The sequence below is a fragment of the Pantoea sp. PA1 genome, from assembly GCF_056856975.1.
This window is the reverse complement of sequence record NZ_JBXGEE010000002.1, coordinates 399,068-414,345: the sequence shown is the minus strand read 5'-3', so window position 1 is coordinate 414,345 and position 15,278 is coordinate 399,068. Positions and strand designations below refer to the sequence as shown.

Here is a 15,278-nt window from a genome sequence, read left to right as displayed (position 1 = left end):
GTCTGTTAGCCGCAGCTCGCCAGTAATCTGACGCCAGCTGGCACAAAACCGGGCGAATAAGAAAACGGCTCCCGCAGGAGCCGTCGGGGTTATCAGAAGTCGTAGCGCAGACGCACCAGATTCATATCACCCAGGTTATCGGTGCTGGAGGTAAAGACATGTTCGTAATCGACACGGAAACCGTAGTCGAGGAACAGCGTCACGCCCAGACCGTTGTCGATGCGCTGATAATCACGTCCGGTCGCATATTCAATGCGATCGCCCATAACATACGGCTGCACCGCTTTCAGGCCATACTGCGCCACCGGAATTTTATAACCGGCAAAGTATTCCACGCCCCATGCATCGCCAGCAAAGTAGTCATGCACATCTTTGCGTTTGGTGGTCATGAAGTTCTGATACCAGCCGCCGCCCGCTGACAGCGTCCAGTTGCCCGGGGTCCAGCTCAGCGCGGTGCCATAAATGTTCTGATCGTAATCGCCGCTGTCGCCATTGTTCGGGTTACGCATCGCCGCGCGGGTGTAGTTCCACGCCGTGCCCCAGCTCAGATCGTCGGTAATGTGATAATCCACACCCAGCGAACCGCCGCCTTTGCGCTTGTAGCGCAGGCCGTTGCCTGGCAGGAACTCATTATCGTCGAACAGATAAGAGGCGTAGAGATCCAGATCGCCGAAGGTGTTTTTATACTTCAGCTGCTTACGCGAACGGTAAGAGCCATCGTAGTCGCCATTGATCCCGTTGCCTGGTGCCTGACCGATCATGTCGTAGTCCCAGATATCGGTCTTGGCCCCTACGGTATCGTAGTAAACGCTGTTCTGCTGACCAAAGGTCAGCTGGCCCCAGGTCTTGCTTTTCAGACCGGTGTAGAGCTGGCGGCGCGTGGTGTTATTCGCACCGTCGGCATAATGACGATCCCAGCTGAATACCGCCGGAATATTCACGCCCAGCTCGTAGTAGCTGATCCAGCTGACGTCGTCGAACAGGTAGTAATCCGCGCCGAAACGGAAACGGGTGCCGCCATCGAATCCGTCACGCTTGTACGATTTGTCATCCACGCCGGTCTGGTGATTGACCTGAGCACGGATGCTGCCGCCAAAGGTAAAGGTGAGGCGGCTAAGCGGATCGCCAGCCTGCGGATCCTGTTTTAACAGGGTGATTTCCGCCTGGCTGGCGAAAGGAAGAATAGCCATCAGTGCAGCCACTGCACTCAGAGAAAAAGTACGCATTTTCATTTTTATAGGTGTCCTTGCACGCTCCGGTGATGAGCGGCAGGCATATTACTGGCGAAAAATCCGGACAGGAAGTGTTTATCTTATAAATTTGTGCGAACGGGGCTGATTCGCACCTATAGCTAAAAAACTAAGTCAAATCAGTGACTTTAAGGCAAATCCTTTGCTTTATGCGAGCCTGATTTTCAGATTATCGCCAGGTGAGAGGCAAAAAAAACGGCTCCCGCACGAGCCCTTCAGACAGCTGAAAAATTCAAATTCTGGGGGGGACCACAACGTATCAGCACAACGCGCAGGGATCACGGACAGAGGAGGAAAGCGTCCCGCGCCATGGACGGCGCGGGCCGGGCGGCCAGGGACTGGCTTGAGCGACTTTCCGATCTGCCCGTGTTTCCTTCGCAGGCGCGATCTCACCGCTGATATGGCCAGAATTTAACCAAAAAAAACGGCTCCCGCAGGAGCCGATTTTCACACTACTTTGTCTTACATCGCCTTAATCTGCGCGTGCATCTCCTGAACGGAGATGACCTGCTCCGTCGGATCGGCATTCAGCGCCATCGCGGTGGCGAAACCGCCATTCAGCGTGGTGTCATAGTGCACTTTATACTGCAGAGCACTGCGGCGAATCAGCTTCGAATCTTCAATCGCCTGGCGTCCTGCCGTGGTGTTGACGATATAGCTATATTCGCCATTCTTCAGACGGTCCTGAATGTGCGGACGACCTTCATGCACCTTGTTCACCAGGCGTGGGTTAATTCCCGCCTCGCCCAGCACAACCGCCGTGCCGTGTGTCGCATCCAGTTCGAAACCAAACTTCTGCAGCTTGGCAGCCAGGTCGACGATACGTTTCTTGTCGCCTTCACGCACCGACAGCAGTGCACGGCCCGACTTCTTCATGTTGCTCTGTGCGCCCAGCATCGCTTTAGAGAAGGCCTCAGCAAAGGTGCGGCCCACGCCCATGACTTCACCGGTCGAACGCATTTCCGGTCCAAGAATCGGGTCAACGCCCTGGAACTTGTTGAATGGCAGTACGACCTCTTTCACGGAGTAGTAAGGCGGAATCACCTCTTCGGTAACGCCCTGCTCTGCCAGCGTTTTGCCTGCCATCACGCGTGCGGCCACTTTCGCCAGCGGCACACCGGTCGCTTTCGAGACGAACGGCACGGTACGCGCGGCGCGCGGGTTAACTTCGATCAGGTAGACTTCGTTGTCTTTGACCGCGAACTGGACGTTCATCAGGCCGCGAACGTTCAGCTCGAACGCCAGCTTCTCAACCTGCTGACGCATCACATTCTGAATCTCCTGATTCAGTGTGTAGGCCGGCAGTGAACAGGCGGAGTCACCGGAGTGAACGCCAGCCTGCTCGATATGTTCCATGATGCCGCCAATCAGCACCCGCTCACCGTCGCAGATCGCATCCACATCGACTTCGACCGCATCATCCAGGAAGCGATCCAGCAGCACCGGCGCATCGTTAGAGACGGAGACCGCTGTCTGGAAGTAGCGCTTGAGGTCGGTTTCGTCGTAGACGATCTCCATGGCGCGGCCGCCCAGTACATAAGAAGGACGCACCACCAGCGGATAGCCCAGGCCAGCGGCTTTCTCAACGGCCTGCTCCAGCGTTGCGACCGTGGCATTGGCTGGCTGTTTCAGGCTCAGACGATCGACAGCCTGCTGGAAACGTTCACGGTCTTCAGCACGGTCAATAGAGTCCGGGCTGGTGCCGATAACCGGCACACCTGCCGCTTCCAGTGCACGCGCCAGCTTCAGCGGGGTCTGACCGCCATACTGCACGATCACGCCTTTAGGCTGCTCGATACGGACGATTTCCAGCACATCTTCCAGCGTCACCGGCTCAAAGTAGAGACGGTCGGAGGTGTCATAATCGGTCGACACCGTTTCCGGGTTACAGTTGACCATAATGGTCTGGTAACCATCTTCACGCAGCGCCAGCGCGGCGTGAACGCAGCAGTAGTCGAACTCAATACCCTGACCGATACGGTTTGGCCCACCGCCCAGAATCATGATCTTATCGCGATCCGTCGCCGGGTTGGCTTCGCACTCCTCTTCATAGGTGGAGTACATGTAAGCGGTATCGGTGGCGAACTCGGCGGCGCAGGTATCCACACGCTTATAGACCGGGTGCAGGTTAAACTGCTGACGCAGCCTGCGAATTTCGCTCTCAGCCACGCCTGCCAGCGCCGCCAGCCTGGCGTCGGCAAAGCCTTTACGCTTCAGCGCACGCAGGAAGGTCGCATCCAGGCTGTTTACCCCTTCACGGGCCACCTGGTCTTCCAGCCGGATCAGCTCTTCAATCTGCACCAGGAACCAGCGGTCAATGTTGGTGAGATTGAAGACGCCATCGACCGACATCCCGGCGCGGAACGCGTCAGCGATATACCAGATACGGTCTGAACCGGCATCTTTCAGCTCGCGGCGGATGCGGGTCAGGGCTTCCGGGTCGTCCAGATGCACTTTCGGGTCGAAGCCGTGCGCGCCCACTTCCAGGCCGCGCAGCGCTTTCTGTACGGACTCCTGGAATGTGCGGCCAATCGCCATCACCTCACCGACCGATTTCATCTGGGTGGTCAGGCGGTCGTTGGCACCGGCAAATTTTTCGAAGTTGAAGCGTGGAATTTTGGTGACCACATAGTCAATCGACGGCTCAAATGAGGCGGGCGTTAAACCACCGGTGATGTCATTCATCAGCTCATCGAGAGTAAAGCCGACCGCCAGCTTGGCCGCAACTTTCGCAATCGGGAAGCCGGTCGCTTTTGAAGCCAGCGCAGAGGAGCGAGAGACGCGTGGGTTCATCTCGATAACAATCAGGCGACCATCTTTCGGGTTCACCGAGAACTGGACGTTAGAGCCACCGGTTTCCACACCGATTTCACGCAGGACCGCCAGCGAGGCGTTACGCATGATCTGATACTCTTTATCCGTCAGCGTCTGAGCGGGGGCGACCGTGATGGAGTCACCGGTGTGAATCCCCATTGCATCGAAGTTTTCAATCGAGCAGACGATGATGCAGTTGTCGTTTTTATCGCGAACCACTTCCATCTCATACTCTTTCCAGCCAATCAGCGACTCATCAATCAGCAGCTCATTGGTCGGTGAAAGGTCGAGGCCCCGTTCACAAATCTCTTCAAACTCTTCGCGGTTATAGGCGATGCCGCCACCGGTGCCGCCCATGGTAAAGGAGGGACGGATGATGCAGGGGAAACCGACATCTTCCGCCACGGCCAGCGCTTCTTCCATGGTGTGTGCGATACCGGAACGGGCGGTGTCCAGCCCGATGCTTTTCATCGCGACATCAAAGCGACGACGATCTTCTGCTTTATCAATGGCGTCTGCGGTCGCACCAATCATGGTCACGCCAAACTCTTCCAGCACGCCCTGACGCTCAAGCTCCAGTGCGCAGTTCAGCGCAGTCTGGCCGCCCATGGTCGGCAGTACGGCATCCGGACGCTCTTTTTCGATGATTTTGCGCACCACTTCCCAGTGAATGGGCTCGATATAGGTGGCATCGGCCATCTCAGGGTCGGTCATGATGGTCGCCGGGTTGGAGTTCACCAGGATGACCCGGTAACCCTCTTCACGCAGCGCTTTACACGCCTGCGCACCGGAATAGTCAAATTCACAGGCCTGACCGATCACAATCGGACCGGCACCAAGAATCAGGATTGATTTTATGTCTGTACGTTTTGGCATGAATTAGCTCCTGATTACTTCGCTTGCAGACGGAAGGCGTCAATCAATTCAATAAAGTGGTCAAACAGCGGCGCAGCATCACCCGGTCCCGGGCTGGCTTCCGGGTGTCCCTGGAAGCTGAAGGCTGGCTTGTCAGTGCGGTGAATGCCCTGCACCGTTTTATCGAACAGCGAAATGTGGGTGACACGCAGGTTTGCGGGCAGATCGTTCTCATCGACGGCAAAACCGTGGTTCTGGGCAGTGATCATCACGCGATTATTGTCGAGATCCTTCACCGGATGGTTGCCGCCGTGGTGGCCAAGCTTCATCTTCACGGTCCGGGCTCCGCTGGCCAGCGCCAGCAGCTGATGACCCAGGCAGATACCGAACACCGGAATCTCGGTTTTCAGGAAGGCCTGAATCGCGCTGATGGCATAGTCACATGGCTCCGGGTCACCCGGGCCGTTGGAGAGGAAAATGCCATCCGGATTCATCTTCAGCACCTCTTCCGCCGGTGTCTGAGCCGGTACGACGGTCAGACGGCAGCCGCGGTCAACCAGCATACGCAGAATGTTGCGCTTGGCACCGTAATCGTAAGCCACGACATGATAAGGCAGGGCTTCCGCTGAGGATTGTTCCGGCAGGCCACTGCCCAGCGTCCAGCTGCCCTGCTGCCAGCTGTAGGTTTCCGTTGTGCAGACCTCTTTCGCCAGATCCATCCCTTTCAGCCCGGGGAACGCCTGGGCTTTCTGCAGCGCCAGCGCGGCGTCCGGATTATCACCGGCGATAATGCAGCCATTCTGAGCGCCTTTCTCACGCAGCAGACGCGTCAGCTTGCGGGTATCGATATCGGCAATGGCCACAATGTTGTTGCGCTGCAGGTAAGCGGAGAGTCCCTCTTCGCTTCGGAAGTTGCTGGCAATCAACGGCAGATCGCGGATGACCAGGCCCTGAGCATGAATCTGGCTTGATTCTTCATCAGCGGCGTTGGCACCGACATTACCGATATGGGGATAAGTGAGAGTAACGATTTGGCGGGAATAGGAAGGATCAGTGAGGATTTCTTGATAACCGGTCATTGAGGTGTTGAAAACGACTTCCCCCACTGCCGACCCCGTTGCCCCGATGGCCCGACCGTGGAATTGGGTTCCGTCTTCCAGAACCAGGATTGCTGACTTAATCAAAACATCCTCCAGGGAATAAACAGTCATAATATCTGCATATTAATTCAAAATAGCCGCCTGAATCAATGCAAAAACCGCCTGAATTGTCGATTTTTGGCAAATTGCGCGCATTCTAATGATCACCCTGGGGCTTGTCTACCCTGAGGCCCGTTTTTTTCATCTTTATCTGACTTATGAGGCCAGAAACGGGCTTAAGCGGTAAAAACAGGAGAAAACCCGGCCGAATAATCGTTTGCCAGGCAGTAAAAATAAGAACCCGAGGCTGTCAGGCTGATTTTTTTGACCAAATGGTCAAAAATGGCATCTTAACGGAGATAAAACGCGCGAAAAGTGATAAAAACAGATGGCTTAATCTGTTTTCACATCAGGGCGAGGATTTAAGACAAAATTAAGGGCAATAAAAATATTGCCCTTTTCCAATCAATTGGTTAACGATTGAAATAACCACATCACGATGGTTCACAACACGCACAACATCACAGATCCAGCACATCCCGCATATCAAACAGGCCTGCTTTCTTCTCTTTCAGCCACAACGCCGACTTAACCGCACCTTTTGCGAAGGTCATACGGCTTGAGGCCTTGTGGGTTATCTCAACCCGTTCGCCAATATCCGCAAACATTGCCGTATGCTCACCGACGATGTCCCCGGCGCGCACCGTGGCAAAACCGATGGTCTGAGGCTGACGTTCGCCGGTGTGTCCTTCACGCGTATAGACCGCGTGCTCATCCAGTTTCCACTGCATCGCATCGGCAATCGCTTCCCCCATCGCCAGTGCGGTGCCCGATGGCGCATCCACTTTGTGGCGATGGTGCGCTTCAGTAATCTCAATATCCGCATACTCCCCCATCACACTGGCGGCTTTCTCCAGCAGCTTCAGCACCAGGTTAACGCCCACACTGAAGTTTGCGGCGAACACAATGGCGATATCTTCTGAGGCGGCGCGAATGGCTGCTTTGCCTGCGTCATCGAATCCTGTGGTGCCGATCACCATCGCTTTGCCGTGCTCACGGCAGATCGCCATATACTCCAGCGTGCCTTCCGGACGGGTAAAGTCGATCAGCACATCAAAGTCATCAATCACTGCACGTAAATCGTCAGCAATCAGGATGCCGTTTCTGCCGATGCCCGCTAACTCTCCGGCGTCGCTGCCGGTCAGCGATGAACCCGGACGGGCGAGCGCAGCACCCAGCTCCACGCCTTCAGCCTGCTGTGTCGCCTCAATCAGATTACGGCCCATACGGCCCGGCGCGCCCACAACGGCAATGCGGATATTCTTCATATTTATTCATTCCTAAAACAAAACTATGCATCCAAAGCGTCATCAGGTTAACGACGAGTTAACAGTCACGCCACTATTAATCAGGGATAATAAGAATTTTATGCCAACCGCCTGCGATTATCAGTAAAAGCAATCGCCATGGCAAAAGGTGGGCTTTTCATCGGTCGATAAAAACAAAAAAGGCCGAACAGAGTCGGCCTTTTTATCAGGATTAACGTGCGGTTACTGCACGTTGCGCACCTCGACGCGCAGCTCTTTTGGCACTTCAAAGACGATGTTCTCTTCACGGCCAATCAGCTCGATCGCGGCTTCGCCGCCCAGCTCACGCAGTCGCTGAATCACCTGCTGCACCAGAATATCGGGCGCTGAGGCACCGGCGGTGACACCGATACAGGCCACGCCTTTGACCCACTCTTCCTGAATATCATCAGCAGAGTCGATCAGCTTCGCCAGCTTACCGGCGCGCTGCGCCAGTTCAGCCAGACGGTTCGAGTTGGAGGAGTTCTTCGACCCCACCACCAGCACCACCTCGGCATCTTTCGCCAGGGTGCGAACCGCTTCCTGGCGGTTGGTTGTGGCATAGCAGATATCATCTTTACGCGGCCCGATAATCGCCGGGAAGCGCTGACGCAGAGCATCGATGATGTCTGACGTATCATCCACTGACAGCGTCGTCTGCGTCATGAAGCTCAGGTTGTTTTCATCCTTTACCGTCAGCCGGAAAACATCTTCCGGAGACTCGACCAGATACATCCCGCCATTGGGGTTGTTGTACTGCCCCATGGTGCCTTCCACTTCCGGATGACCCGCATGACCGATCAGTATCGCCTCAACGCCTTTACGGCTGGCACGTGCCACTTCCATATGCACTTTTGTCACCAGCGGACAGGTTGCATCAAACAGCATGGTCAGATTGCGCGCTTTGGCTTCTGCACGCACCGCCTGCGAAACACCGTGCGCGGAGAAGATCAGAATCGCGTTGTCCGGCACTTCACTGATCTCTTCGATGAAGATCGCCCCGCGCTCACGCAGGCTGTTGACCACGTAACGGTTATGCACCACTTCGTGACGCACGTAGATGGGCGCGCCATACATCTCCAGCGCGCGCTCAACGATACTGATGGCGCGATCAACGCCGGCGCAGAAACCGCGCGGATTAGCTAACAGGATTTGCATCGTTCGCCTCCAGTGCCGGATCGATCTCCAGCACCTCTACATCAAACTGAATACGATGACCTGCCAGCGGATGGTTAAAATCCACGGTGATCGAATCACCGGAGACTTCACGGATCACGCCTGGCATTTCACTGCCGCCCATGCCGCTGAACAGCATGATGGCCCCCACTTCCGGTTCACCGGCATCGATAAAGTCACGACGCGAGAAATACTGGATCAGGTCAGGGCTGACGCCACCAAATGCCTCTTCCGGCGCCAGAGTGAACTGTTTAGTTTCACCCGCTTTCAGCCCCAGCAGTGCCTCCTCCAGTGCCGCAGAGAGGCTGCCATCACCGAGACGGAACAGCGCAGGCTTACCGTTTGCACGGGTCGATTCCGCCGTCGAGCCATCTTCCAGCTTCAGCGTAAAATGCACCAACACCGCGCTGTCGCGCTGTACGGACTCAGTCATCACTTACCCTTTCTGTTTAGCCTGTTTGCCGTTCGGGCTGAAAAAGCCCTCCAGCACCACCAATGCGGCACCAATACAGATGCCGCAGTCAGCGATATTAAATGTAGCGAAGTGCCAGTTACCGACATAAAAATCGATAAAATCGACCACAAAGCCATGCCAGGAGCGATCAAATAAATTGCCTATCGCACCGCCGATAATCAGGGCATACGCGATGTTTGAAATCTTCTGGCTGGCCTGATTGCGATACATCATCAGCACCAGTGAAACCACAATCGCCAGCGCAATACCGGCAAAGAACCAGCGCTGCCAGCCGCCTTTGTCCGCCAGGAAACTGAACGCCGCGCCATAGTTATGCGCATAGAACAGGTTCAGATAAGGCATCAGCGGCTGCGTTTCATGCAGCATCATGTTGTTCATCACCCACTGCTTACTGGCGAAGTCGACAACGATGACCACCAGCACCAGCCACAGCCAGCGCAATCCGGTTGAGAGAATAGGTTTACGCATCAGGCAAATTCACGCTGTTCACCGTCACCGGCTACGTTAGTGTAACAACGACCACAGACCGCAGCGTGCTCCGGATTCTGGCCGACGTCGGTAGTGTAATGCCAGCAGCGCTGACATTTCTCGCCTTCCGCCTTGTGCAGCGCAATTTTCAGACCTTTCAGCAGTTCGCTCTGCTGCGCTTCATCGTTTGCCAGCGCGTAATCGGCTACCTGGGCACCCGAGGTCAGCAGCACAAAGCGCAGCTCGTTGCCCAGCGCCTGCAGCTTAGCGGCCAGCTCCGCATCGGCGTAGAGCGTCACGGTGGCTTCCAGTGCACCACCGATACGTTTGTCGGCACGCGCCTGCTCGATGACCTTGTTGACTTCGCCACGCACTTTCAGCAGCTCAGCCCAGTAGGCATCGTTCAGGGCTTCATCTTCCGCCAGGCCAAACAAATCCTGATACCACTCTTCGGTGAAGACATACTGCGCGCGTTCGCCAGGCAGATAGCCCCAGATCTCATCCGCGGTAAAGGACATGATCGGCGCCATCCAGCGTACCAGTGCTTCAACGATGTGCCACAGCGCGGTCTGACAGCTACGACGCGCCAGGCTGTCGCCCTTCGCGGTGTACTGGCGATCTTTGATGATGTCGAGATAGAAGCTGCCCATCTCAACAGAACAGAACTGCATCAGGCGCTGGATCACTTCATGGAAATCGTAGTTCTCATAAGAGGCGACGATATCGGCCTGCGCCGCCTGCGCACGTCCCACGGCCCAGCGATCCACCACGACCATCTCTTCCGGTTTCACCAGGTCGGTGGCCGGATTGAAGCCGTTAAGGTTCGCCAGCAGGAAGCGGGCGGTGTTACGGATACGGCGATAGGCATCGGCGGAACGCTTCAGGATCTCATCGGAGACCGCCATTTCACCCGAATAGTCGGTTGATGCTACCCACAGGCGCAGAATGTCAGCACCCAGCTTGTTCATCACATCCTGCGGCGACACGGTGTTGCCGATCGATTTCGACATTTTGCGGCCCTGACCATCCACGGTGAAACCGTGTGTCAGTACCTGACGATAAGGCGCTTTGCCTTTCATCGCGGTGCCGATCATCAGCGAGGACATAAACCAGCCGCGATGCTGATCGGACCCTTCCAGATAGAGGTCCGGCGCCTGTCCTTCGAATTCCGGACGGGCATCCACGACGGAATAGCTGGTTGACCCGGAGTCGAACCAGACATCCAGGGTATCCGGAACCTTGACGTAATGATCGGCGTCATCGCCCATCAGCTCGCGCGGATCGAGATCCCACCAGGCCTGAATGCCATCCTGCTCAACACGCTGTGCCACTTTCTCCATCAGTGCCAGGGTATCCGGGTGCAGCTCTTCGCTCTCTTTATGAACGAACAGCGCCATCGGCACGCCCCAGGTACGCTGACGAGAGATACACCAGTCCGGACGGTTCGCCACCATCGATTCAATACGCGCCTGACCCCAATCCGGGATCCACTGCACGCCTTTGATCTCTTTCAGCGACTGCGCACGCAGGCCTTTCTGATCCATGCTGATGAACCACTGTGGCGTGGCACGGAAGATGATAGGCGTTTTGTGACGCCAGCAGTGCGGGTAGCTGTGCAGCAGTTTTTCAACGTGCAGCAGCGCCTGCTTCTCTTTCAGCAGCTCAACGATCATATCGTTGGCTTTAAAGACGTTAACCCCATCCAGCGTCGGGTAAGTACCTGGCAGATACGCGCCATCTGGCCCGACCGGGTTAGCGGTTTCGATGCCATACTTCTGGCCGATCACATAGTCATCCGGGCCATGGCCGGGTGCCGTATGGACCGCACCGGTACCGGCGTCCAGCGTGACGTGTTCGCCCAGCACCACTTTCGACTGAATCTGCTCAAGGAACGGATGCTGGAACAGCTGCAGCTCCAGCGCGGCACCTTTGCATTCGCCCAGCACCTGCCATTCGCTGACACCGGCACGCTTCATCACGCTTTCCACCAGCTCTTTTGCCAGGATCAGGGCACGGCCCTCGATCTGGATCAGCTGATAGTCAAATTCCGGGTGCAGAGAGATGGCGCGGTTAGCGGGCAGCGTCCACGGAGTGGTGGTCCAGATAACCAGTGAAATCGGGCCGTTGACCGTGGTGACGCCGAACGCCTGACGCACAGCGTCGGCATCGACGGCGTTGAACATCACATCAATCGACGGTGAGGTCTTGTCGTAATATTCCACTTCCGCTTCGGCCAGGGCAGAACGGCAATCCAGGCACCAGTGCACCGGCTTCGCGCCCTTGTGCAGGTGACCGTTGCCGATGATTTTACCCAGCGCACGGATGATGTTGGCTTCCGTGTTGAAGTCCATGGTCAGGTAAGGACGATCCCAGTCGCCCAGTACGCCCAGACGGATAAAGTCCGCTTTCTGGCCTTCAACCTGTTCTGCCGCATATTTGCGGCACGCTTCGCGGAATTCTGCCGCCGTGACTTTCTCGCCCGGCTTGCCGATCATCTGCTCAACTTTATGCTCGATAGGCAGACCGTGACAGTCCCAGCCCGGCACATAGGGCGCGTCATAACCCGCCATGCCTTTCGACTTAACGATAATGTCTTTCAGAATCTTGTTAACTGAGTGACCGATATGAATGCTGCCGTTCGCATAAGGAGGGCCATCATGCAGGATAAAGGTTTTTTTCCCCTTTTTGGCTTCGCGGATAACGCCATACAGGTTGTCGGCATACCAGCGTTGCAACATTCCCGGTTCGCGTTTGGCCAGATCGCCACGCATCGGGAATCCCGTTTCCGGCAAATTCAGGGTAGATTTATAGTCACTCATCAGATTCTCGATTCCGTTTTTCGCTCAGGTTAAAGCAGCCCAAAGAACTGCCGGGCCGTTACCACATCATTCGCAATTTGTTCTTTCAACGCCTCCAGTGAGGCAAAGCGCTGCTCGTTTCGTATTTTCTGTTTCAGCACCACATCAATGTAACGACCATAAAGATTGATATTGATGTCGAGCAGGTGAACTTCAAGCTGCTGGCGTAAACCTTTTACCGTCGGACGGGTGCCGATGTTCGCCACGCCCGGCAGCGGCTCCGGCGTTAGCCCTTCCACTTCCACCGCATAGACCCCTTTCACCGGCGACACGCTGCGGCGTAAAGGCAGGTTGGCGGTTGGGAAGCCCAGCGTGCGTCCCAGTGCATCACCGTGCACGACGCGGCCGGAAATCGTGAAAGGATGGCCTAACAACGACTGCGCCAGCGCTAAATCATCGGCGGCCAGCGCCTGGCGCACGGCGGTGCTGCTGATGCGCTTTCCGCCCTCACAGAAGGTTTCGGTGCTGATAACCTCGAAGCCATACTCCACACCGGCTTTCTGCAATAACCGGAAATCCCCCTGGCGACCGGCGCCAAAGCGGAAATCATCGCCCACCGCAAGGTATCTGACGTCAAGCTTTTCAACCAGCAGGTCGCTGATAAAACGCTGGGCGGATAACGCCGCAAAGCGACGGTCAAACCGCACGCAGAGCACCTTATCGACGCCGGCTTCAGCCAGGTAGCGCAGTTTTTCACGCAGGCGCGTCAGGCGAGCCGGGGCTTTATCGCCAGCAAACAGCTCCAGCGGCTGTGGTTCAAAGACCATGACCACCACCGGCAGATTACGTTTGCGTCCCTCTTCACACAGCCGGGCCATCAGTGCCTGGTGCCCGCGGTGTACGCCATCGAAATTACCAATGGTCAGAACGCAGCCGCGATGCTGCTCGTTAAGATTATGAATACCGCGGATAAACTTCATGGCTGACCCAAACCGGTGGAAATCGGCGGATTATACCCTTGAAACCGGTTCAGGTTAACCCGTCAGCACGCCTTTCATGCTTAAGGCGCTGCATTTCCTGTTACAGAAGCACGTGTTGAGAATTTTGTCGCGAAATACTGTATTCAGGAAGGCGAAGCTGGTAGAATCTTGCGCCATCAAATACGTAACCGAGTGCTGCTCATAGAGCGACGCTTATTTGCACAAATCCATTGACAAAATCAGGTTGGAAGGGCATAGTCCTCGGCCTTTGATTTGTCTCTATAGAACACATTTGGGAGTTGGACCTTGGCTAATATCAAATCAGCTAAGAAACGCGCCGTAACATCTGAGAAACGCCGTAAGCATAACGCTAGCCGCCGCTCTATGATGCGTACCTTCGTTAAGAAAGTATACGCGGCGATCGCTTCAGGCGACAAAGCTGCTGCGCAGAACGCATTCAATGAAATGCAACCAATCGTGGACCGTCAGGCTGCTAAAGGTCTGATCCACAAAAACAAAGCTGCACGTTATAAAGCAAACCTGACTGCACAGATCAACAAACTGGCTTAATCGCCTGTTGTTTATCGCTTTGTTGAAAGAACCGGCGCTTACGCCGGTTTTTTTTCGCCTGTCATTTGCCGCACCGCCACTCCTCGTGAGGGTGATGCAGGGCGAAAAAAGGAGGCTTTCGCCTCCTCTCTCTTAACGCAGCCTGACCCGTAACAGGCTATATCCCAATACGGCGGAGAGCAGAGAACCGGTCAGAATCCCCAGCTTAGAGAACGTCACCAGCAGCTCATGGGCGGCATCAAAGGCCAGTGAACTGATAAATATCGACATCGTGAAGCCGATACCGCACAGCACGCCGATCGCCATGATATCGCGGATGGTGGTGCCGCCAGGCAATACCGCCAGCCGCAATCTGACGGCCAGCCAGCAGGAGAGCGTAATGCCCAGGGGTTTGCCGATTAACAGGCCAAAGATGATGCCTGCCGGTTCCGGTGACAGGATATCGCCCAGCGTAATACCGGCGAGAGAAATACCGGCATTGGCAAAGGCAAACAGCGGCAGAATCAGCCAGTTCACCCACGGCATCAGGCCGTGCGCCAGATGCTCTGCTGGCGAGTGCCCCTCTCTCTTCTCCAGCGGCACAAAGAAGCCCACGATAACGCCTGCCAGCGTTGCATGAACACCCGACTTAAGGACGGCGGTCCAGAGCACAATGCCCACCAGAATGTAGATCGAGATTTTGCGGACGTTGAAGTAATTCAGCAGGGCCAGCACCACAATCGCCGCTGCCGCCACGCCCAGAGAGAGCATAGACAGGCCGCTGGTATAGAACAGGGCGATAATCACAATCGCCCCCAGGTCATCGATAATCGCCAGCGCCATCAGAAAAACTTTCAGCGCAGCGGGAACCCGGCTGCCGAGCAGGGCCAGCACCCCCAGTGCAAACGCGATATCCGTTGCCGTGGGAATCGCCCAGCCGTTGCGGGCAATCTCATCACCGTGGTTGAAAGCCAGAAAGATCAGGGCGGGCAGCGCCATGCCTCCCAGGGCTGCGATAACCGGAAAAATTGCCTTCTCCCGGCTTGCGAGTTCACCGACCCTCAGCTCACGCTTCACTTCCAGCCCAATCAGCAGGAAAAACAGCGCCATCAGCGCATCGTTTATCCATAACAGCAGATTTTTGCTGATATCCAGCGCACCAAAGCGGATCTGGACAGGCTCATTCAGTAACGCCTGATAGCCTTCGGCCGTCGCAGCGGTATTGGCGAGGATCATGGCCGCCACGGCCGCCAGGATTAATATCATGCCGTTACTGGCATCACTTTCAATGAAGCTCCTGAGGAGGTTTCTGAGTTTCCGAGGCTTATTCAACGTTTATCTTCCTGATCGGCGAGTGAAAGTGAATAAGTGTAACGACTCATATCGCCCGTTAACAGCAGCTTGTGCCCGGCGTTGTCGCTCGCATTG

Annotated in this window: 11 protein-coding genes; 1 reads left to right on the top strand and 10 read right to left on the bottom strand. The window is 55.8% G+C overall.

Features of this window, described 5'->3' with window-relative positions; translation table 11 throughout:
- Positions 1-92: 92 nt before the first annotated feature.
- The 9 genes from AC1V0D_RS12700 to ribF form a co-directional block, all read right to left on the bottom strand.
- Entirely contained in the window at positions 93-1,226 is a 1,134-nt protein-coding gene (locus AC1V0D_RS12700; protein WP_369974601.1) for a porin, read from the bottom strand.
- A 486-nt stretch (positions 1,227-1,712) separates the two neighbouring features.
- Entirely contained in the window at positions 1,713-4,940 is a 3,228-nt protein-coding gene (gene carB / locus AC1V0D_RS12695) for a carbamoyl-phosphate synthase large subunit (RefSeq protein ID WP_482907519.1), read from the bottom strand.
- Between the two features lie 14 nt (positions 4,941-4,954).
- Positions 4,955-6,103: a glutamine-hydrolyzing carbamoyl-phosphate synthase small subunit gene (gene carA, locus AC1V0D_RS12690; protein WP_009092206.1), complete on the bottom strand. Its 1,149-nt coding sequence runs from the start codon at positions 6,101-6,103 to the stop codon at positions 4,955-4,957.
- Between the two features lie 476 nt (positions 6,104-6,579).
- Positions 6,580-7,386: a 4-hydroxy-tetrahydrodipicolinate reductase gene (gene dapB / locus AC1V0D_RS12685; RefSeq protein WP_009092207.1), complete on the bottom strand. Its 807-nt coding sequence runs from the start codon at positions 7,384-7,386 to the stop codon at positions 6,580-6,582.
- A gap of 222 nt (positions 7,387-7,608) precedes the next feature.
- Complete coding sequence (gene ispH / locus AC1V0D_RS12680; protein ID WP_010253724.1) at positions 7,609-8,562, bottom strand: 4-hydroxy-3-methylbut-2-enyl diphosphate reductase; 954 nt, start codon at positions 8,560-8,562, stop codon at positions 7,609-7,611.
- A complete protein-coding gene (gene fkpB / locus AC1V0D_RS12675; protein ID WP_009092210.1) occupies positions 8,543-9,013 on the bottom strand; it encodes an FKBP-type peptidyl-prolyl cis-trans isomerase in 471 nt (156 codons plus the stop codon). The genes ispH and fkpB overlap by 20 nt, the downstream gene beginning before the upstream one ends.
- Positions 9,014-9,016: 3 nt before the next feature.
- Positions 9,017-9,523 (bottom strand): signal peptidase II, encoded by a 507-nt coding sequence (lspA, locus tag AC1V0D_RS12670; protein ID WP_009092212.1) that lies wholly within the window; start codon positions 9,521-9,523, stop codon positions 9,017-9,019.
- A complete protein-coding gene (ileS, locus tag AC1V0D_RS12665) occupies positions 9,523-12,342 on the bottom strand; it encodes an isoleucine--tRNA ligase (protein ID WP_482907518.1) in 2,820 nt (939 codons plus the stop codon). The genes lspA and ileS overlap by 1 nt, the downstream gene beginning before the upstream one ends.
- A gap of 29 nt (positions 12,343-12,371) precedes the next feature.
- On the bottom strand, positions 12,372-13,301 hold the full coding sequence (gene ribF / locus AC1V0D_RS12660; protein WP_482907517.1) for a bifunctional riboflavin kinase/FAD synthetase: 930 nt from the start codon (positions 13,299-13,301) through the stop codon (positions 12,372-12,374).
- Between the two features lie 306 nt (positions 13,302-13,607).
- Here ribF and rpsT point away from each other — a divergent pair, with 306 nt between their 5' ends.
- Positions 13,608-13,871, top strand: coding sequence for a 30S ribosomal protein S20 (gene rpsT / locus AC1V0D_RS12655; protein ID WP_006117633.1), 264 nt, complete (start codon positions 13,608-13,610; stop codon positions 13,869-13,871).
- Between the two features lie 132 nt (positions 13,872-14,003).
- On the opposite strand, the gene nhaA is transcribed toward rpsT, so the two are convergent.
- On the bottom strand, positions 14,004-15,182 hold the full coding sequence (nhaA, locus tag AC1V0D_RS12650; protein WP_482907516.1) for a Na+/H+ antiporter NhaA: 1,179 nt from the start codon (positions 15,180-15,182) through the stop codon (positions 14,004-14,006).
- Between the last annotated feature and the right edge of the window lie 96 nt (positions 15,183-15,278).

What these genes read in the sequence shown, in the direction of transcription:
- dapB (WP_009092207.1), bottom strand. Translation starts at nt 7,386, where the DNA reads ATGAAGAATATCCGCATTGCCGTTGTGGGCGCGCCGGGCCGTATGGGC.
- ispH (WP_010253724.1), bottom strand. Translation starts at nt 8,562, where the DNA reads ATGCAAATCCTGTTAGCTAATCCGCGCGGTTTCTGCGCCGGCGTTGAT.
- lspA (WP_009092212.1), bottom strand. Translation starts at nt 9,523, where the DNA reads ATGCGTAAACCTATTCTCTCAACCGGATTGCGCTGGCTGTGGCTGGTG.
- ileS (WP_482907518.1), bottom strand. Translation starts at nt 12,342, where the DNA reads ATGAGTGACTATAAATCTACCCTGAATTTGCCGGAAACGGGATTCCCG.
- fkpB (WP_009092210.1), bottom strand. Translation starts at nt 9,013, where the DNA reads ATGACTGAGTCCGTACAGCGCGACAGCGCGGTGTTGGTGCATTTTACG.
- ribF (WP_482907517.1), bottom strand. Translation starts at nt 13,301, where the DNA reads ATGAAGTTTATCCGCGGTATTCATAATCTTAACGAGCAGCATCGCGGC.
- AC1V0D_RS12700 (WP_369974601.1), bottom strand. Translation starts at nt 1,226, where the DNA reads ATGCGTACTTTTTCTCTGAGTGCAGTGGCTGCACTGATGGCTATTCTT.
- carB (WP_482907519.1), bottom strand. Translation starts at nt 4,940, where the DNA reads ATGCCAAAACGTACAGACATAAAATCAATCCTGATTCTTGGTGCCGGT.